Genomic DNA, 18,657 nt, shown 5'->3' with positions numbered 1-18,657 from the left:
CCGCGGGGTTTTGTCTTTCACGTCTGCGCCGCTCAGTGCGCCAGAATCGCCAGCAGCAGCAAGGCCACGATGTTGGTGATCTTGATCATCGGGTTCACGGCGGGGCCGGCCGTGTCCTTGTAGGGATCGCCGACGGTGTCGCCGGTCACCGCCGACTTGTGGGCATCAGAACCCTTGCCGCCGAAATGACCGTCCTCGATGTACTTCTTGGCGTTGTCCCAGGCGCCGCCGCCCGAGGTCATGGAGATCGCGACGAACAGGCCCGTCACGATCACGCCGAGCAGCATCGCGCCCACCGCCGAGAACGCCGCCGACTTGCCGGCAACGCCGCCGCCCGCGATCGCGTAGATCACGAAATAGACGACGATCGGGGAGAGCACCGGAAGCAGCGAGGGGATGATCATCTCCTTGATCGCCGCGCGGGTGAGCAGGTCGACCGCCTTGCCGTAATCAGGCTTGTCGGTGCCCTGCATGATGCCCGGCTTCTCGCGGAACTGACGCCGCACCTCCTCCACGATCGCGCCGGCCGCACGGCCGACCGCCGTCATGCCCATCGCGCCGAACAGATACGGCAACAGGCCACCGAACAGCAGGCCGACGACCACGTAGGGGTTGTTGAGCGAGAAGTCCGGATTGACGCCGGCGAAGTAAGGATGCTTCGCGGAGTCCGCGACGAAGAACTTGAGGTCCTGGTTGTAGGCCGCAAACAGCACCAGGGCGCCGAGACCGGCGGAACCGATCGCGTAGCCTTTGGTCACCGCCTTGGTGGTGTTGCCGACCGCGTCGAGTGCGTCGGTCGACTTGCGCACCTCCTTCGGCAGGCCCGCCATCTCGGCAATGCCGCCGGCGTTGTCCGTCACCGGGCCGAAGGCGTCGAGCGCGACGACCATGCCGGCGAGTGCCAGCATGGTGGCGGTCGCGATCGCGATGCCGAACAGGCCGGCGAGGCTGTAGGTGACGAGGATGCCGGCGATGATCACGATCGCGGGCAGCGCAGTCGCCTCCATCGAGACGGCAAGGCCCTGGATCACGTTGGTGCCGTGACCGGTCACCGAGGCCTGGGCGATCGACTTCACCGGACGATAGTCGGTGCCGGTGTAGTATTCGGTGATCCAGATGATCAGCGCGGTGACGACGAGGCCAACCACGCCGCACTCGAACAGCGCCATGCCGGTGTAGTCGACGCCATCGAGCTTGCCGAAGCCGATCAGGGAGTAGATCACTACGGCAATGCCGATCAACGACAGGATGCCGGTTGCGATCAGGCCCTTGTAGAGCGCACCCATGATCGACTGGCTCGGCCCGAGCTTGACGAAGAAGGTGCCGATGATCGAGGTGATGATGCAGATGCCGCCGATGGCGAGCGGCAGCGTCATCATGTTGGCGAGGATCGGCGTCTTGGCGAAGAAGATCGCCGCGAGCACCATGGTGGCGACCGCAGTCACCGCATAGGTCTCGAACAGGTCGGCGGCCATGCCGGCGCAGTCGCCGACATTGTCGCCGACGTTATCCGCGATGGTCGCGGGATTGCGCGGATCGTCCTCGGGAATGCCGGCTTCGACCTTGCCGACGAGGTCGCCGCCGACGTCCGCACCCTTGGTGAAGATGCCGCCGCCGAGACGGGCGAAGATCGAGATCAGCGAGGCGCCGAAGCCGAGCGCCACCATGGCGTCGACCACGGTACGGCTATCGGGCGCGAGCTTCAGCGAGTGGACCAGGAAGCCGAAATAGAGGGTCACGCCGAGCAGCGCGAGACCGGCCACCAAGAGGCCGGTGATCGCGCCGGCCTTGAAGGCGAGCTCGAGGCCGCCGGCCAGCGACGTGGTCGCCGCCTGGGCGGTACGCACGTTGGCGCGGACCGAGACGTTCATGCCGATGAAGCCGGCCGCCCCCGACAGGATGGCGCCGATGGCAAAACCGATCGCGACATAAAGCCCAAGGAAATAGGCAAGCAGCACGAAGATGACGATGCCGACGATACCGATCGTGGTGTACTGGCGCCGGAGATACGCCTGTGCGCCTTCACGCACCGCTCCCGCGATCTCCTGCATGCGCGGTGACCCCGCATCCGCACTCAACACCGAAGACGTCGCCCAAATCGCGTAGACGACGGAAAGCACTCCGCAGAGCACTATCAACCATAATGCTGTCATGTGATTTTTGCCTCAGATCCTTGATGTACCCCCGGCGCCTTTTGTTGTCCGTCGTGCGGTATGGCGCCTTGATTTTGAACAAAGCCGCCCCCAGGCGGCTTTAGTCGGTTGCGAGCTTGCCAAAATCAAATTGAGGGTGCAACGCCGGATGAGGCCGAAAAAGCCGATCTCGGCAAGTATTTAGACCAAATCCTGAGCAGCATTTGGCCGCTGACTTGCCCAGTGCATGCGAAAGACCGCTGAACCGGGCTCAGCTCGACCGCGGCCATGTTCAGGCCGCCGACCTCACGGGGTGACGGGAAGAGGACGCGATCTCGAAGGTCTGACCATCATCCGTCTTTCGGGTTGTCGAGACCTTGATCTCGTAGACGCCACCGTTCGGACCGGGCTCCAACCGAACCGCGATCGTTTGCTGGGGTGTCAGAGGACCGAGCGCCACATCCTGGTCAGGCAATACGAGCGTCGCCTGGTCGTTGACGAAAACGACGACGTACATGCCTTTCGGCATGTTCTTGGTCGCCCATTGCCGCAAGTGGTCGTGATAGGGCTGACGGCTCCATGCCGAAGGCAGGCCTGGATCCACCTGGATCTGGATGTTCCGGGTGAGTGGATGGATGGTGACCACCATCTTCGCCTGATCCGGCTTCCATTGCGCCGGCATCGCCGCGTCCGTCCGCCAAAGGCAATTGAATTCCGCGCACTGGCTCGGCAGGTTGTCGTGAATCTTGCAGCCGCGCCCGGGCTTGCATTGCCCGCACCATTTGCCGGCGGCTTTCTGGATCTCGGGAACGTTGTAGACCTTGCAGCACAGCGTGCAGCTTCCGCATTCCCTGCCGGGCACAGGCTGCAGCGTGCCCGCGGCTGAAACCGCCGTCATCCGAATCAAGTCCGTCAGTTGCGATTGCCGATGTTACCCGGTTATCGCGGAAAAGCAGAGGGACTGCGTTCGCTGCGGACGCAAGGTCGCACCCGAATCTAGAAATGGCTGTACGAGAGCCGTTGCAGCGCGATCTCGTTGCCGTGCGCGTCCGTCCAGCGCGGCGCGTCGCGGCCGACGACGACGGTGCCGATCGCCGAGACGGGAACTCCCGCCTGTTCGGCCTCGCGGATGAAATCAGCGCAGCGCGCGTCCGGAACCGCGCACAGGACTTCGTAATCGTCGCCGCCCGACACCAGCTTCTCAAGGCCGACGGCGGAGATGGCGAGAGAGGCGGCAGGTGATTTCGGAATGCGGTCAGCCTCGATCAAGGCGCTGACGCCGGAAGCGGCGCAGAGCTTGGCGAGATCACCTGCCAGGCCATCGGACACATCCATCGATGCATTCGCGTGGGTGAGGACCGCTCCCGCCAACGCATTGCGCGGCCGCGGAACGCGATAGCGCTCGATCAGGTAGTCCTGCGCGGTTTGGTCCTTCAGCACAGCCGCGACCGCCCCACCCGTGAGCACGTCGAGGCCGAGCGCAGCGTCTCCGATTGTCCCCGTCACCAGGATGCGATCGCCCGGCTTTGCGCCGATGCGGCCGACCATCCGGCCCTTCGGCACGCGCCCGAACGCCGTGATCGAGATCATCTGCGGCCCCGGCGTCGACACCGTGTCGCCGCCAAGCAGCGGGCATGCGAAGGTTCTTGCGTCCTCGCCGAGCGCATCCGCGAACGACCGGAGCCATGCATCCTCCTGGCTACGCAACGCCAGCGTCAGCACGAAGCCGGCAGGCGCAGCCCCCTTGGCGGCGAGGTCCGACAGGTTCACCCGCAGCGCCTTGCGCGCAATCGTATCGGGGGGATCGGTGGCAAGATAATGCACGCCTTCGACCACGGCGTCGGTGGTGACGACGATGTCGTCGCCGGACGAGGACAGGACCGCGGCATCATCGACCAGCCCGAACGCGCCGGGATCGGTCGCCAGCGGCTTGAAATAGCGCGCGATGAGAGAGTCTTCGGCGGAGGGCTGTGTTCTGTCCTGTGTCACGACAGTAAACCCGTCATCCCTGCGAAATTGCGAAGCCATTTTCGCCGGAGGTGCGAGCCCTTGCGAGCCTCGAAGGATGCACGGCCGAGGTGCACCTTCAGTGGCACGCCGTCGTCCTTCGAGGCCTCCGCTTCGCTACGGCACCTCAGGATGACGGCTACTGCCAAAGTCATCGTCTCGTCCTACCCCCGCCCGAACTCGTCGCCGCGAAACTGGCGGCCGATCTGGTCGAGCACGGCGTTGACCATCCCGGTCTCCTCGCGGTCGACGAAGGCGTTCGCGACGTCGACATATTCTGACACGACGACGCGGCCCGGCACGTCCTTGCGGTGCTCCAATTCGTACGCCCCTGCCCGCAGCACCGCGCGCAGGATCGCCTCGATCCGCTTCAGCGGCCAGCCCTTCGACAGCGCCTCGTCGATCAGGGGATCGAGCCTCTTCTGGTCGCGCACGACGCCGGAGACGACGTCGCGGAAGAAAGCGGCTTCCGCCGGCAGGTAGGTGTCGCCCTCGACCTCGTTGCCGAGCCAGTGGCTCTCGAACTCGGCGAAGATGTCGTTGATGCCGGCGCCGGCGATGTCCATCTGGTACAGCGCCTGCACGGCGGCGAGCCGCGCGGCACCGCGCCGGTTTGCTTTCTTCTCGGTGGCAGAAGCCGGTTTTTTGGTGTTGTCAGCCATTGTTCAGGCCCGCGCCAAGCGGCGTTTGATGCGCAGCATCGCGAGCGCGGCGCGCGCGGCATCGCCGCCCTTGTTCAGCTCGCTGGCGCGCGCCCGCGCCCAGGCCTGGTCCTCATTGTTGACGGTGAGGATGCCGTTGCCGAGCGGCAGCTTGCGCGCCACGGCGAGGTCCATCAGCGCGCGCGAGGATTCCTGCGAGACGATCTCGAAATGGATGGTGTCGCCGCGGATCACGCAACCAAGCGCAATCACCGCATCATAGGGCTTGCCGTTCGCCGCCGCCGCATCGACCGCGATGGCGATCGCCGCCGGGATCTCCAGTGCGCCGGGAACCGTGATGACGTCATGGGTCAGGCCGGCCGCTTTCAGCTCGGCGACCGCGCCGTCCAGCAGCGCGTCCTGGAGATCGTCATAGAACCGCGCCTCGACAATCAGCGCCCGCGCGCCGGAAATGTCGGTCTGGTCCTTCAGGGGTGCGCGCCGCGCGTCTGCCATCGTTCAATCCGTTTCGAAAGGGGTCGGCGCGCTATGTAGTCGCCGCCACAGACTAAGCCAAGTTCAAAGAGATTGTCATTCCGGGATGGCGCGCGAGCGCCAGACCCGGAATCTCGAGATTCCGGGTTCGATGCTTCGCATCGCCCCGGAATGACCGGCTTCGCCGGTCACTTCATTTCCGTCAGCCGCGCCGCGTAGCGGGCCATCAGGTCGACCTCGATATTGACCTCGTCGCCCGCCTTCCAGCCGCCGATGGTCGTGACATCAAGCGTGTGCGGGATGATCAGCACCGAAAAGGTCACGTCCTTCACCGTATTGACCGTCAGCGAGACGCCGTCGAGCGTGATCGAGCCCTTGGTGGCGATGAAGCGCGCCAGCTCCCGTGCGGTCGAGAGCTCGAACCGTGCCATATCGGGCAAGTCCTCACGGCTGACGAGGGTTGCAATGCCGTCGGCGTGGCCTGCGACGATATGGCCACCGAGCTCGTCGCCGATCTTCAGCGCGCGCTCGAGATTGAGCTTCGTGCCCACCTTCCAGTGCTTTGCCGTCGTCAGCGCCAGCGTCTCCGCCGCCGCATCGACGTCGTACCAAGTCCTGCCGCCTGCGACGCCGGAAGCAACCACGGTCAGGCACACGCCGTTGCTGGCGATCGAGGCGCCGTCGGCGATGGTGGTCTGATCGTAGCTGCAGGCGATGCGCAGGCGGTGCAGCTGGCCCTGCGCCACAGGCGTGAAGCTGACGATCTCGCCGATGTCGGTGACAATGCCGGTGAACATGTTAGGCGCGCTCGTAGATGGTGAGAGTATCCTTGCCGAACGTTTCGCTAGCATGAACCTTGTAGGCCTGCGACTGCGTGATTTTCGACAGGGGCATTGCATCGAGCGCATCGACGCCGCCTTCGCCGACCGCTTCCGCCCCGCGGAACAGCCAGATCTCGTCGACGAGGTCGGCCGCCACAAAGGCCGCAGCGACGCGGCTGCCGCCCTCGACCATCAGCCGCGAGATGCCCCTCCCGGCCAGCCCATGCAGCACGGCCGGAAGATCGAGCCCGGTCGCGCTGCCCGGGGCTACGCGAATGATCTGCGCGCCGGCTGCGCCAAGCCGTGTCGCGGCCGCCGCCTCGGCGAGCTCCGAGCCCACCACCCAGAGCGGCGTCTCGCGCGCTGAGCGCACGAGCTGGCTCGATGCGGGAATCCGCAGGCTCTGGTCCAGCACCACGCGCACCGGCGAGCGCGCCGCCATGCCCGGCAGGCGGCAGTTGAGCTGCGGATCGTCCGCCAGCACCGTGCCGATACCGACCAGGATGGCATCGCTCTGCGCGCGCAAGAGATGCACGCGATCGCGCGCGGCATCGCCCGTGATCGCGACCGGCTTGCCACCGGCCGCGCCGATCTTGCCGTCGGGCGAGACCGCGAGCTTCAGGATCACATGCGGACGTTTGTCCCGGATGCGGCGGAAATGCCCGGCGTGGTCGAAGGCGGCCTCCGCTGCGCACAGGCCCACGTCCACGGTGATGCCGGCGGCACGCAGCCGCGCATGGCCCTGGCCTGCGACCTCCGGATTGGGATCCTCGATAGCTGCCACGACACGCTTGATGCCGGCGGCAATCACCGCATCCGCACACGGCGGCGACTTGCCGAAATGCGAGCACGGCTCCAGCGTGACGTAGAGCGTGGCGCCGCGCGCCGCCTCGCCCGCGCGCCGCAGTGCTTCAGGCTCGCCATGCGGCCGTCCACCCGGCTGGGTCCAGCCGCGGCCGACGATCACGCCGTCTTTCACGATGACGGCGCCCACGGCCGGGTTTGGCCAGGTGCGCCCCTGCCCGCGCCGCCCGAGCGAGAGTGCCAGCTCCATGAAGCGTCGATCGGCGTCTTTGGCCTCGCGGGCCTTCTGCGCGAACTGATCTTCCAGGATGCGGAAGATCATTTGCGGATCGCGGCGAGCCGCGCTTCCTCCTCACCGGAGAGCTCGCCGAGCACGTCGGCGAAATCCTTGGCCTCGCGGAAATTGCGGTAGACGGAGGCGAAGCGCACATAGGCGACATCGTCGAGCGTGCGCAGATGCTCCATCACGGTCTCGCCGATCACCTCGGAGGAGATCTCGGCCTCACCGCCGGTCTCGAGCTCGCGCACGATGGTGGAGACCATCTTCTCCACCCGCTCCGGCTCGACCTGCCGCTTGCGCAAGGAAATCTGCACCGAGCGCATCAGCTTGTCGCGGTCGAACGGCACGCGGCGGCCGTTGCGCTTGATCACCGTGAGCTCGCGCAGCTGCACGCGCTCGAAGGTGGTGAAACGGAATTCGCAGGCGACGCACACGCGCCGCCTGCGGATGACGGAAGAATCCTCGGTCGGACGCGAGTCCTTTACCTGCGTATCGAGACTGTTGCAGTTCGGGCAGCGCATCCGTTTGCCTTGACCTTACTGATAGATCGGGAACCGGTCGGTGAGCGCCTTGACCCGTTCCTTGATCGCGGCCTCGACCAGCGGCGCCTTGCCGTCGTCGGACTGTGCGATCGCGTTGAGGACCTCGGCGATCATGCCGCCGACCTGCTGGAATTCAGCGACGCCGAAGCCGCGGGTCGTCGCCGCAGGCGTGCCGAGACGCAGGCCCGAGGTGACGAACGGCTTTTCGGGGTCGAACGGAATGCCGTTCTTGTTGCAGGTGATGGCGGCGCGAACCAGCGCCTTCTCCGAGACATTGCCCTTCAGGCCCTTCGGCCGGAGGTCAACCAGCATCAGATGGTTATCGGTGCCGCCCGAGACAATGTCGAAGCCATGGCTCTTCATCGCTTCGGCCAGCGCCTTGGCGTTCTTGACGACGTTCTTCGCATAGACCTTGAAGTCCGGACGCAGCGCCTCGCCGAAGGCGACCGCCTTCGCCGCGATCACGTGCATCAGCGGACCGCCCTGGAGGCCCGGGAAGATCGCCGAATTGAGCTTCTTGGCGAGCACCTCGTCGTTACTGAGGATCAGACCGCCGCGCGGACCGCGCAGCGACTTGTGCGTGGTCGTGGTGGTGACATGGGCATAGGGCACGGGCGAAGCATGCACGCCGCCGGCGACGAGGCCGGCGAAGTGGGCCATGTCGACCAGCAGATACGCGCCGACGCTGTCCGCGATCTCGCGGAAGCGCTTGAAGTCCCAGGCCCGCGAATAGGCCGAGCCGCCGGCGACGATCAGCTTCGGCTTGACCTCTTCGGCCTGCTTCTGGACCGCGTCCATGTCGATGATCTGGTCCTCGCGGCGCACGGTGTAGTGCGCGGCCTTGAACCACTTGCCGCTCATGTTGACGGGCGAGCCATGGGTGAGATGGCCGCCGGCCGCAAGATCGAGACCCATGAAAGTGTCGCCGGGCTGCAGCAGCGCCAGGAACACCGCCTGGTTCATCTGGCTGCCGGAGTTCGGCTGCACGTTGGCGAAGTTGGCGCCGAACAGCTTCTTGGCGCGATCGATCGCGAGGTTCTCGGCGACGTCGACCCACTCACAACCGCCGTAATACCGCGCGCCCGGATAACCCTCTGCGTACTTGTTGGTCATCACCGAACCCTGCGCTTCCAGCACGGCCCGGCTGACGATGTTCTCGGAGGCGATCAGCTCGACCTCGTGGCGCTGCCGGCCGAGCTCGCCCTTGATGGCGGCGGCGATTTCCGGGTCGGCCTGCTCGAGCGAGGCGGTGAAAAACGAATCGGGCGCAGAGGCGGTTTTGGCGAGGGTCATCTTGCGAATATCTCCACCGCCGCAGCCTTTTGGCAGGCTACGGGCGGGTCTGGTGTGGCGATCGGAAGCACGCGCGATCTACCACATCGCCCGCCCCCGGCCAAGCATTTGCGGGTCGGGCCTGATAATTATGCAAGATATGGTGGGGATTGAAGGTTTTCCGCCCCAAGGCGGGTTCTATGAACTCGCTCCCTTGCCGATCTCTCCGAAGAGGCCGTTTTGGACCTTAAATTCCCCCATACCGGCCCAAGCCCGATGAGGGCCAGATCGCCACTACAACCCCGTATACCCCGCCTTCACCGGGTCCACGCTGCCGTCGAGCTGGCGCAGATAGGTCAAGCCGCAGACAGTCAACCGGTGGGTGTCCTTCTCGCCGGCTTCCACCAGAATATTGAGGTAGTTCGTCACCTTCATGCGCGCCTCCTCGCTGGCCGCAGCGGTGCGGTTGGCGAGCAGGTCATAGGTCTGCATGATGCGATCGATGGCAGCTTCCATGGCACCCTCTGGTTCTTCCAATTTCGGGGAGTCTTGATCAGGCAACCGCGCGGGCCTCGGCCTCAGCCTCGAACCGGACGATCGCCTTGTTGGCGAGCCTGATCTTGTTGAATTCGCCGTGCTGGAGCAGCTTGATGATGATCCCGAGCAGGCGCTCGTCGGTGACGAGGGAGTCGGGAATCGCGCCAGAACGGCGGAGGTAGTTCGCAGCGATGGCGTAGGCCTCGCTCACGAGTTCCACGTTCATCGCCTGAAGCCCGCGCTCGACCAACATCGACATTTCTCCGATCCGAAGGAGATAAGCGGCGAGCCGGACGCTGGTTCCGCAGTGCCGTCGATTTTTTTCGCAGTCGCAAAAAGCAAAACGCACCGGTCCGGGCAAAGCCGGGCCGGCGCGCTTGGGGAAGTTAGGCACGTTCGGGAGGCTTGCCGGTCTTGTTGTGGGGCCGGCTTGGCCTTGATCCCTCGGAAAAACTCAGAGCCGGTACAGGATCTGGTCGGTCCAGAACCGCTCGAGACGGTGCAGCGACTTGTTGAGCGTGGAGAACTCCTCGCCCGAGATGCCACCGACCTGCTCGACCGTCTTGACGTGCTTCTGATAGAGCGCGTCGACGATGCGGCGGACTTCCTGGCCCTGCGGGGTCAGGCGGATGCGCACCGAGCGGCGATCAACGCGCGAGCGCTGATGATCGAGGAAGCCGAGCTCGACGAGCTTCTTCAGATTGTAGGAGACGTTGGAGCCGAGATAGTAGCCGCGCGTGCGCAACTCGCCCGCGGTCAGCTCCTTGTCGCCGATGTTGTAGAGCAAGAGCGCCTGCACCGAATTGATGTCCGCGCGGCCGCGGCGATCGAACTCGTCCTTGATGACGTCGAGGAGACGGCGATGCAGCCGCTCCACCAGAGTCAAAGCTTCCAGATAGAGCGACTGCACCGAACCTTGCTGGCCGGAGACGCGCTCTGCCGTATCTGCCGCAGTTGCGACGGCTTTCATCATGACACTTCCCCTGTTGTCGTTTTTATCGACACTTATTCGACGAAACTTGTGTCCCGCCTGATAGGTGCAACTTAAGGGGGGCGTTTGAAGATCGGCTTAAATAAGAGAATAAAGAGATCATGAATTTAAGACAGTGAATTGCGGATTAAGCCTGTGCCAGAAGGACTTTTCGCAACCCTCTGTTGACCCTCGCAAGGTCTTGTTCACCCTCCGTCCGCCACATCTGTCGCATTCCAGAACAGCCCCGCCCCGTTTCGAAACGGCCGCGTAACAGCTGTGGCGGAACAGACTGGTCAATGAAAACTTACCGCGAATTTTAGGCAACCAGCGGTCAACCAACGCGCACGACTTCGCGAGCTTCGCTCTCGTGTCCCGGAGTTGAACAGATCGTAGGATGGGTAGAGCGAAGCGAAACCCATCCTCGTCGTGAGACAGCATCGATGGGTTTCGCTTCGCTCTACCCATCCTACACGAAGCCTGCGCACGCGATCGCTACGGCGGCCGTTCGCGCGCGGCCATCCAGGCGAGCGCGAGATAGGCGGCGAGCATGAAGGCCTCGACCCCGACCACGATCAGGCTGCCGCCGTAGATACCGGGGAACATCAACTCGATCACCGCCATCGACACCACGGTGGTGAGCCACACCACCGCGCCCCACGGCGTTGCCAGCCAGAGGCCGACCGCGGCGACGAGCTCGATCACCGCGAAGTAGACGGTTGCGGCCTGCCAGGCCATCGGCTGGTTCTCGAACGCCTCATCCTCGCCGCCGACGAAGCCGGTCACCTGGGCCCAATGATAGAGGCCTTTCAGGATCGAGAGCAGTGCCATCACCCGCAGGAACAGCACGAGCCGGCGCGTCCAGACATTGTCGTCGGACTGAGCCCGCTCGGAGGAGATCGCCGCGACCGATATCGCATGGTCGCGCGCAGCGTCCCTTGCAAGGGCGCTGTCGCGGGCCGCATCGCGGGTGGAGATCTCGGACATGCCCCCTTCTGGCTGCTTTGCCCCGCAAAATCAATCGGCCGCCATCTCTTGCGGCAGGTCAAGCCGCGGTGGCGGGAACCATGCGAGCTGGTATAAGAATAATTCCAGCCGGAGGAAGAGTGATGGCGATCAAATACGGACGTCCGATCGAATTGCGCGAGGTGTCGCGCGGGACCGGTACCGCGGTGCCCCATGCCCTCGATCTGACGGTCCGCCCGCGCCGCAACCGCAAGGCCGAATGGGCCCGGCGGATGGTGCGCGAGAACGTGCTCACCACGGACGATCTGATCTGGCCGCTGTTCCTGATCGACGGCAACAACAAGCGCGAGCAGATCGCCTCGATGCCGGGCGTCGACCGCCTCAGCGTCGACCAGGCCGTGCGCGAGGCCGAGCGGGCGATGAAGCTCACCATCCCCTGCCTCGCACTGTTTCCCTACACCGACCCGTCCTTGCGCGACGAGGAAGGTTCGGAAGCGACCAATCCGGACAATCTGGTCTGCCAGGCGGTGCGCGCCATCAAGAAGGAGTTTCCTGAGATCGGCATCCTTTGCGATGTCGCACTCGATCCCTTCACCAGCCACGGCCATGACGGCCTGATCTCCGACGGCAAGATTCTGAACGACGAGACGGTCGCCGTGCTGGTGCGCCAGGCGCTGGTGCAGGCCGAGGCCGGCTGCGACATCATCGCGCCGTCCGACATGATGGACGGCCGTGTCGCGGCGATCCGCGAGGGGCTCGATCGCGCCGGGCTGCTCGACGTGCAGATCATGGCCTATGCCGCAAAATACGCGTCCGCCTTCTACGGCCCGTTCCGCGACGCCATCGGCTCGGCCAAGACACTCACCGGCGACAAGCGCACCTATCAGATGGACAGCGCCAACACCGACGAGGCGGCTGCGCGAGGTCGAGCTCGACATCGCCGAGGGTGCCGACATGGTGATGGTGAAGCCCGGCATGCCCTATCTCGACGTGGTCCGCCGCGTGAAGGACACGTTTGCGATGCCGACCTTCGCCTACCAGGTCTCCGGCGAATACGCGATGATCGCGGCAGCAAGCGGCAACGGCTGGCTCGACGGCGAGCGCGCGATGATGGAGAGCCTCTTGGCGTTCAAGCGTGCCGGCGCCGACGGCGTGCTCAGCTATTTTGCGCCGAAGGTGGCGGAGAAGCTGCGGGCGCAGGCGTAAGAGCGACGCCGTCATTCCGGGGCGATGCGTCAGCATCGAACTATGGTGCGCAATTGCGCACCTGAGAATCTCGAGATTCCGGGTTCGGTCCTGCGGACTGCCCCCGAATGACAACGGTAACCGCACCGCCCCCGAATCGCCGGAATATTTCGGCTTGTTGACACCCTCGCGCCCTTGGCACGGGGATGGCCTGTTCCCATGTCCTGCCCCGAGGGTTTTCCTCCGGAGGACGGATCATGTCGTATGACTCGGGTAGTTCAGGCGCCTGGCGCAATGACGGCGCGATGCAGCCGCATGCCTATGACCCTGACCTGCATCCGGAACTGTTCCGCGGCGTTGCGACGCGGCGGGCGTTCGCCTTCCTGATCGACCTCGTCATCATCTCGGTGCCGGTGATCCTCGGCTACATCTTCATTTTCGTGTTCGGCGTGGTCACGCTCGGCGTCGGCTTCCTGCTGTTCGGGATCGCCTGGCCGGCCTCCGTGGTCTGGGCCATCGTCTATTATGGCGCCTGCATCGGCGGTCCCTCGTCCGCAACGATCGGCATGCGCCTGATGGATCTGGAGCTGCGCACCTGGTACGGGGCGCCCGGCTATTTCGTGCTCGGCGCCACCCATGCCGTGCTGTTCTGGGTGACGGTCTCGTTCCTGACGCCCTTCGTGGTGCTGGTCGGCCTGTTCAACGGCCGCCGTCGCCTCCTGCACGATTTCGTGCTGGGAACGGTCGTCATCAACAATTCCGTGCGCGCCCCTCTGCCGCAGGCAGCCAGGACCTACTGAGAGCCCGGTGATCAACGACCTATCAACCCGGATCCACTAAGCTGTCTGATCTGATCTGCCGAGCAGGCCAATTGACCAGGGACTTCCGTAGCGCGATGCTTATGTTCAGTTCGGAGGCCCACGACGTCCCTTGACCCAGCACTCGCGCGATACCCCGCAATTCTACCTCACGGCGCCGTCGCCCTGCCCCTATCTGCCGGGCCGGCATGAGCGCAAGGTGTTCACGCACCTCGTGGGTGACCGCGCCGGCGACCTCAACGACCTTCTGACCCATGGCGGGTTCCGCCGCAGCCAGTCGATCGCCTACCGCCCGGCCTGCGACCAGTGCCGCGCCTGCGTCTCGGTCCGGGTCGTTGCCAACGAGTTCCGTCCGTCCCGCAACTTCCGCAAGGTGCTCGCGCGCAACGCCGACATCGTCGGCGAGCAGCGCAGCGCGGTGCCGACCTCCGAGCAATATTCGGTGTTCCGCGCCTATCTCGATGCCCGCCACCGCCATGGCGGCATGGCCGACATGACCGTGCTCGACTACGCCATGATGGTCGAGGACAGCCATGTCGAGACCCGTATCATCGAATACCGCAAGCGCGGCCCCGACAGTGGCATCACCGGCCGCGGCGAGGAGCTGATCGCGGTCGCGCTCACCGATGTGCTCAGCGACGGCCTGTCGATGGTCTATTCGTTCTTCGACCCGAGCCAGGTCAGTCGCTCGATGGGCACCTTCATGATCCTCGACCACATCGCCCGCGCCCGCCGGCAAGGCTTGCCCTACGTCTATCTCGGCTATTGGATCGAGGGCTCCAAGAAGATGGACTACAAGGCCCGCTTCCTGCCGCAGCAGCGCCTCGCGCCGTCAGGCTGGCTGCGCATCGACGCACAGGGCGATATGGCGTCCGAGCCGCAGGATTGAGCGGCGAATGATGAGTGGCGAATAGCGATTAGAACTGCATTCGCTATTCGCCACTCGCCATTCGCGCTTCTCACCCAAACAACGTATCGGCCAGCAGCTTCACATTCAAAACCACGATCACGCCCGCGACGATCCATGCAACCGCGGCGACTGACATCGGTATCGCGAACTTGCCCATCTTGCGGCGGTCGGAGACGAAGCGGACCAGCGGGATCACGGCGAAGGGCAGCTGCATCGACAGCACGACCTGGCTGAAGACCAGCAGATCGGCCGTGCCGCGCTCGCCATAGATCGCGGTGACGATGATCACCGGAATGATGGCAATGCCGCGCGTGAGCAGGCGGCGCGCCCAGCTCGGCAGGCGCAGGTCGAGAAAGCCTTCCATCACGATCTGCCCGGCGAGCGTCGCGGTCACCGTCGAGTTCAGGCCCGAGGCGAGCAGCGCCACCGCGAACAGCGTCGAGGCGATGCCGAGGCCGAGCAAGGGCGAGAGCAGCTCGAAGGCCTGGCCGATCTCAGCGACGTCGGAATGGCCACTCTTGTGGAAGGTCGCAGCTGCGACGACGAGGATCGCGGCGTTGATGAACAGCGCCAGCATCAGCGCGATGGTCGAGTCCGTCGTCGCCCATTTGATCGCCTCGCGGCGGCCGGTGTCGTTGCGCTCGTAGGCGCGCGTCTGCACGATCGAGGAGTGCAGATAGAGATTATGCGGCATCACCGTCGCGCCGATGATGCCGATCGCGATGTAGAGCATCTCCGAATTGGTGAAGATCTCGGTCTTCGGCACGAAGCCGTGCAGCACTTCCGCGACCGGCGGGGCAGCGGCGACGATCTGGACCGCGAAGCAGACCGCGATCACCGCGAGCAGCGCCATGACGAAAGCTTCGAGGAAACGGAAGCCGCGGTTCATCAGGAGCAGCAGCAGGAAGGCATCGAGCGCGGCGAGCAGCGCACCGCCGATCAGGGGAATGCCGAACAGGAGTTTCAGCGCGATCGCGGTGCCGATGACCTCGGCGAGATCGCAGGCGATGATCGCGGCTTCGCAGGCGAGCCAGAGCAAGAAGTTGACGGCCGGCGAATAGGTCGCGCGGCAGGCCTGCGCGAGGTCGCGGTCGGTGACGATGCCGAGCCGCGCCGCCAGCGACTGCAGCAGGATCGCCATCAGGTTCGAGAGCAGAATGACCGAGAGCAGCGTGTAGCCGAACTTGGAACCACCGGCGAGGTCGGTCGCCCAATTGCCGGGGTCCATATAGCCGACCGAGACCAGATAGCCCGGACCGACGAAGGCAAGCAGCCGCCGCCACCACGCCGCCGCCGCCGGGATGGCGACCGTGCCATTCACTTCGGCGAGGCTCTTGGTGGTGGGCGCATCGGCGCGCCAGCCGGCGGCGTCGGAGCTCAGGTCAGGCGATCGGGCATCCATGAAGCCAGAATACCGAAGTCGAGGCTTATTGCAACTCATTTGCAACTGCATCTAGCCGGATCGGTTCCCGCAGAGCCTCCTTGCTGCCCCGGACTTGTCGGGAAGCGGGTGGGTTTGGCCGGCCGCCGAGGCCGATACTGGCGTCAATCCGACTTTGCAGGAAATGCGCCATGTCAAATCCGCCCCGCCTCCCCGACACCTTCAACCGCCTCGCCTGGTCCAATCTCGCGGCGCAGTCGGCCGAGCAGATCGCGCTGGCCGCGGCCCCCATCGTCGCGGTGCTGACGCTGGGCGTGGCTGAGGGCCAGACCGGCCTGCTCCAGCACGCCCTCACCCTGCCCTTCGTCCTGTTCGCCATTCCCGCCGGCCTGCTCGCCGACCGCATCTCCCGCCGCTCACTGATGGCGGGCGCCGAGGCGCTGCGGGCCGCCGCGCTCGCAGCGATCGTGCTGCTGCTCGCGCTCGGCGCGCTCAATCTGCCGCTGCTGGCGCTGCTCGGCTTTGCCGCGGCCTCGCTGGTGAGCGCGGAGCCTCTTGCCGGCAGCCAAGCCCGGACGAGCTTGCGCGCACCATTGCCTTCGCCAGCGGACCTGCGCTCGGCGGCGCGCTGGTGGGATGGTGGGGCGCGAGCCCGGCCTTCGCCTTTGCCGCGGCGCTCTCGGCGATCGCGGTCGTGCTGCTCTCCGGCATCTACGAGCCCGCGCGTACGCCCGCCCCCCGGCGGCATCCGTTCCAGGACATCCGCGAAGGCGCAGCCTTCGTGTTTCACCATCCGCTGCTGCGGCCGGTGTTCATCACCCAGTTCATCTTCAACACCGGCTGGTTCCTGCAAATCGCCGTGTTCGTTCCTTACGCCGTGCGCCATCTCGGCCTGACCGCCGCCGGCGTCGGCACCGTGCTGACCATGTACGGCGTCGGCATGGTGATCGGCGCGCTGTTTGCCACGCGCGTGATGCAGCGCATCGCGTTCGGTACCGTGGTCGGCCTCGGCCCGGTCACCGGCTTCGTCGCCGCTGTCGTGATGGCGCTGACGGTGCTGGTCCCCTCGCCCTGGCTCGCAGGTCTCAGCTTCTTCCTGCTCGGGGTCGGGCCGATCCTGTGGGTGATCTCGACCACGACGCTGCGCCAGTCGGTGACGCCGCCACGCCTTTTGGGGCGCGTCTCCGCCATCAACATCATGAGCTACGGCGCCCGCCCGCTGGGCTCGGCACTGGGCGCGATCGTCGGCGGTCTCTGGAGTGCGGAAGCGTGCCTGTATCTCGCGGCGGCCGTGTTCGGCGTGCAGGCGCTGATCATTTGGCTCTCGCCCGCGGTGGCGCTGGATCGGCAGCCGAGCATGGTGGGAGATGAGGTGGCCGCGCGGTGCTAGGACGTCGCCGGTGCAACAATCTCGATCGTCGTCCCCGCGAACGCGGGGACCCATAATCACAGGGAGAAGTTTGACGGAGGCTCTCAGTTACAGAGCCATTTGTTGGAACTAGCACCGTTCGCGTTTGATAGGTCACGCGTTATGGGTCCCTGCTTTCGCAGGGACGACAGAGAGCTAATTCGCCAGGTACCGCTCGTAACTCCCAGCCACCGGCTCGCTCGCATCGACTTCCGGATCGAGCGTGTAGAGATCCTGCGCGCGGCCGATGCCGCGCAGGGCGTATCGGCCAGTGGAGACGAGGTAGCGCCGGCCCGCGGCGTCGAGGCCCTTGTAGAATTCCGCTGAAGCCAGCAGCTCGCGGTCGACCGAGCGGCTCATCGAGGCGATGCGGCTGACCTCGTTCACGGTGGGGCCGACCACGGTGAAGTCGAGCCGGTCCTCGCTGCCGATATTGCCGTAGAAGACCTCGCCGACATGCAGGCCGATATAGGCCGACGTGGTGGGACGGCCGTCGGCGGTGCGACGCACGTTCAGCGCCGCGACATTCTTGCGAAAGAGGTGCTCGGCCCGGAGCGCCGCGCGGCGCGCATCCGCCATGTCCTCGCCGGTGAACATCGCGAGCACGCCGTCGCCGATCAGCTTCAGGACGTCGCCGCCGGCGTCATGGATCGCGTCGATCACGGCCTGAGCGTAGTCGTTGAGGAACGGGATGATCTCATCCGGACCAATGCTCTCGCTGATCCCGGTCGAGCCGCGCAAATCCGAATACCACAGCACGGCGTTGATGCGCTCGGTGACGCCGCGCGAGATGCGTCCGCGCAAGACCTGTTCGGAGGCATCGCGGCCGAGATAGACCCGCCCGAGCGTGCGTGCGATGTCGACCTGCTGCGCCGACTTGATCGCGAGCCCCAGCACCGGCACGAGATCGCGCAGGGCCTCCAACCCCTGTTCGCCAAAGCCTTCCGCGCGGCGCGTGGTCCAGCAAGAATAAAGGCAGTCCATCAGGCCGAGCGCGCCGTTCTCGCCGAAGCGATGCACGAAGGCGAGATAGTGCTTGTGGCCCTTCTCGGCGAGCTCGCCGATCTGCGAGAAATCCATCGAGGGGGCATCGGCGAGATCGATCACCATCTCGTCGTGGCCCTGCTCGAGCATGTGGAAGAACACCGAGCGGCGCCAGCTCCTGGCCGCGTCGCCCTCGGCGGTCGAGCCGTATTCGAAGGCGTCGCTCTCGTTGCTGGGGCGGTCGCTCCAGCGAAAGCCGCGGCCCTCGTAGATCGGATGCAGCGTGTCGATGACGACCATCCCGCGCGACAGTTCCAGGCCCTCCGCGCGACAGCGCTCGCAGAAGCCGCGGAGCAGGTCGATTTCGGGCAGGCCGGTGAGCCCCTGGCCGGTCAGCCAGTTCATCAGCGCAAGGCGGGAGGTGAGTTGCATACGCCATTATGGCGTGCATTCGTGACGAGCGAAAGGCGGAAACCACGCGCAGTCCGTGCGCAAGGCTCCCGT

The 18,657-nt window shown here is 65.3% G+C and carries 17 protein-coding genes and 2 pseudogenes; 4 read left to right on the top strand and 15 right to left on the bottom strand.

What is annotated here, in order from left to right:
* Window positions 1-32 precede the first annotated feature (32 nt).
* The 13 genes from FOM02_RS09895 to FOM02_RS09835 all read right to left on the bottom strand — a co-directional run bounded on the left by FOM02_RS09895 (window position 33) and on the right by FOM02_RS09835 (window position 11,488).
* Window positions 33-2,153, bottom strand: a complete 2,121-nt coding sequence (locus FOM02_RS09895) for a sodium-translocating pyrophosphatase (RefSeq protein WP_027559567.1) — start codon at window positions 2,151-2,153, stop codon at window positions 33-35.
* 271 nt (window positions 2,154-2,424) lie between these two features.
* The gene (locus tag FOM02_RS09890) at window positions 2,425-3,030 is read right to left on the bottom strand and encodes a hypothetical protein (RefSeq protein WP_027559568.1); all 606 of its coding nucleotides are present in this window, start codon (window positions 3,028-3,030) and stop codon (window positions 2,425-2,427) included.
* Window positions 3,031-3,128: 98 nt separating this feature from the next.
* On the bottom strand, window positions 3,129-4,160 hold the full coding sequence (gene thiL, locus FOM02_RS09885) for a thiamine-phosphate kinase (RefSeq protein ID WP_051377863.1): 1,032 nt from the start codon (window positions 4,158-4,160) through the stop codon (window positions 3,129-3,131).
* A 143-nt stretch (window positions 4,161-4,303) separates the two neighbouring features.
* Complete coding sequence (gene nusB / locus FOM02_RS09880; RefSeq protein WP_027559570.1) at window positions 4,304-4,801, bottom strand: transcription antitermination factor NusB; 498 nt, start codon at window positions 4,799-4,801, stop codon at window positions 4,304-4,306.
* Between the two features lie 3 nt (window positions 4,802-4,804).
* Entirely contained in the window at window positions 4,805-5,296 is a 492-nt protein-coding gene (gene ribH / locus FOM02_RS09875) for a 6,7-dimethyl-8-ribityllumazine synthase (protein WP_027559571.1), read from the bottom strand.
* A 167-nt stretch (window positions 5,297-5,463) separates the two neighbouring features.
* The gene (locus FOM02_RS09870; RefSeq protein ID WP_027559572.1) at window positions 5,464-6,072 is read right to left on the bottom strand and encodes a riboflavin synthase; all 609 of its coding nucleotides are present in this window, start codon (window positions 6,070-6,072) and stop codon (window positions 5,464-5,466) included.
* Between the two features lies 1 nt (window position 6,073).
* Complete coding sequence (ribD, locus tag FOM02_RS09865; RefSeq protein ID WP_027559573.1) at window positions 6,074-7,222, bottom strand: bifunctional diaminohydroxyphosphoribosylaminopyrimidine deaminase/5-amino-6-(5-phosphoribosylamino)uracil reductase RibD; 1,149 nt, start codon at window positions 7,220-7,222, stop codon at window positions 6,074-6,076.
* Window positions 7,219-7,701, bottom strand: coding sequence for a transcriptional regulator NrdR (gene nrdR / locus FOM02_RS09860; protein WP_027559574.1), 483 nt, complete (start codon window positions 7,699-7,701; stop codon window positions 7,219-7,221). The genes ribD and nrdR overlap by 4 nt, the downstream gene beginning before the upstream one ends.
* A 15-nt stretch (window positions 7,702-7,716) precedes the next feature.
* Window positions 7,717-9,015, bottom strand: coding sequence for a serine hydroxymethyltransferase (gene glyA, locus FOM02_RS09855; protein ID WP_027559575.1), 1,299 nt, complete (start codon window positions 9,013-9,015; stop codon window positions 7,717-7,719).
* A 273-nt stretch (window positions 9,016-9,288) separates the two neighbouring features.
* Window positions 9,289-9,510 (bottom strand): hypothetical protein, encoded by a 222-nt coding sequence (locus FOM02_RS09850; RefSeq protein ID WP_027559576.1) that lies wholly within the window; start codon window positions 9,508-9,510, stop codon window positions 9,289-9,291.
* Window positions 9,511-9,547: 37 nt separating this feature from the next.
* A complete protein-coding gene (locus FOM02_RS09845) occupies window positions 9,548-9,784 on the bottom strand; it encodes a hypothetical protein (RefSeq protein WP_027559577.1) in 237 nt (78 codons plus the stop codon).
* Window positions 9,785-9,985: 201 nt separating this feature from the next.
* Window positions 9,986-10,504, bottom strand: coding sequence for a transcriptional regulator LdtR (gene ldtR, locus FOM02_RS09840; RefSeq protein ID WP_018320040.1), 519 nt, complete (start codon window positions 10,502-10,504; stop codon window positions 9,986-9,988).
* Window positions 10,505-10,996: 492 nt separating this feature from the next.
* Window positions 10,997-11,488 (bottom strand): DUF6163 family protein, encoded by a 492-nt coding sequence (locus tag FOM02_RS09835; protein ID WP_027559578.1) that lies wholly within the window; start codon window positions 11,486-11,488, stop codon window positions 10,997-10,999.
* A 122-nt stretch (window positions 11,489-11,610) separates the two neighbouring features.
* Here FOM02_RS09835 and hemB point away from each other — a divergent pair.
* The 3 genes and pseudogenes from hemB to FOM02_RS09820 all read left to right on the top strand — a co-directional run bounded on the left by hemB (window position 11,611) and on the right by FOM02_RS09820 (window position 14,359).
* A pseudogene (gene hemB / locus FOM02_RS09830) lies at window positions 11,611-12,673 on the top strand (porphobilinogen synthase).
* A gap of 236 nt (window positions 12,674-12,909) precedes the next feature.
* The gene (locus FOM02_RS09825; RefSeq protein WP_027559580.1) at window positions 12,910-13,452 is read left to right on the top strand and encodes an RDD family protein; all 543 of its coding nucleotides are present in this window, start codon (window positions 12,910-12,912) and stop codon (window positions 13,450-13,452) included.
* Between the two features lie 130 nt (window positions 13,453-13,582).
* Window positions 13,583-14,359, top strand: a complete 777-nt coding sequence (locus FOM02_RS09820; protein WP_027559581.1) for an arginyltransferase — start codon at window positions 13,583-13,585, stop codon at window positions 14,357-14,359.
* 70 nt (window positions 14,360-14,429) lie between these two features.
* On the opposite strand, the gene FOM02_RS09815 is transcribed toward FOM02_RS09820, so the two are convergent.
* Window positions 14,430-15,782 carry an Nramp family divalent metal transporter gene (locus FOM02_RS09815; RefSeq protein ID WP_027559582.1) on the bottom strand — a complete coding sequence of 451 codons (1,353 nt, stop codon included), beginning with the start codon at window positions 15,780-15,782 and terminating at the stop codon, window positions 14,430-14,432.
* A gap of 170 nt (window positions 15,783-15,952) precedes the next feature.
* Between FOM02_RS09815 and FOM02_RS09810 the strand changes: the two are divergent.
* Window positions 15,953-17,151: pseudogene (locus FOM02_RS09810) on the top strand (MFS transporter).
* 174 nt (window positions 17,152-17,325) lie between these two features.
* Here the strand turns inward: FOM02_RS09810 and FOM02_RS09805 are convergent.
* On the bottom strand, window positions 17,326-18,585 hold the full coding sequence (locus FOM02_RS09805) for an adenylate/guanylate cyclase domain-containing protein (protein ID WP_027559584.1): 1,260 nt from the start codon (window positions 18,583-18,585) through the stop codon (window positions 17,326-17,328).
* Window positions 18,586-18,657: the final 72 nt, after the last annotated feature.

Source organism: Bradyrhizobium sp. SEMIA (assembly GCF_014844175.1).
Lineage (GTDB): Bacteria > Pseudomonadota > Alphaproteobacteria > Rhizobiales > Xanthobacteraceae > Bradyrhizobium > Bradyrhizobium arachidis.
The sequence above is the reverse complement of the archived record's forward strand: the minus strand, read 5'-3'. Positions and strand labels throughout refer to the sequence as shown.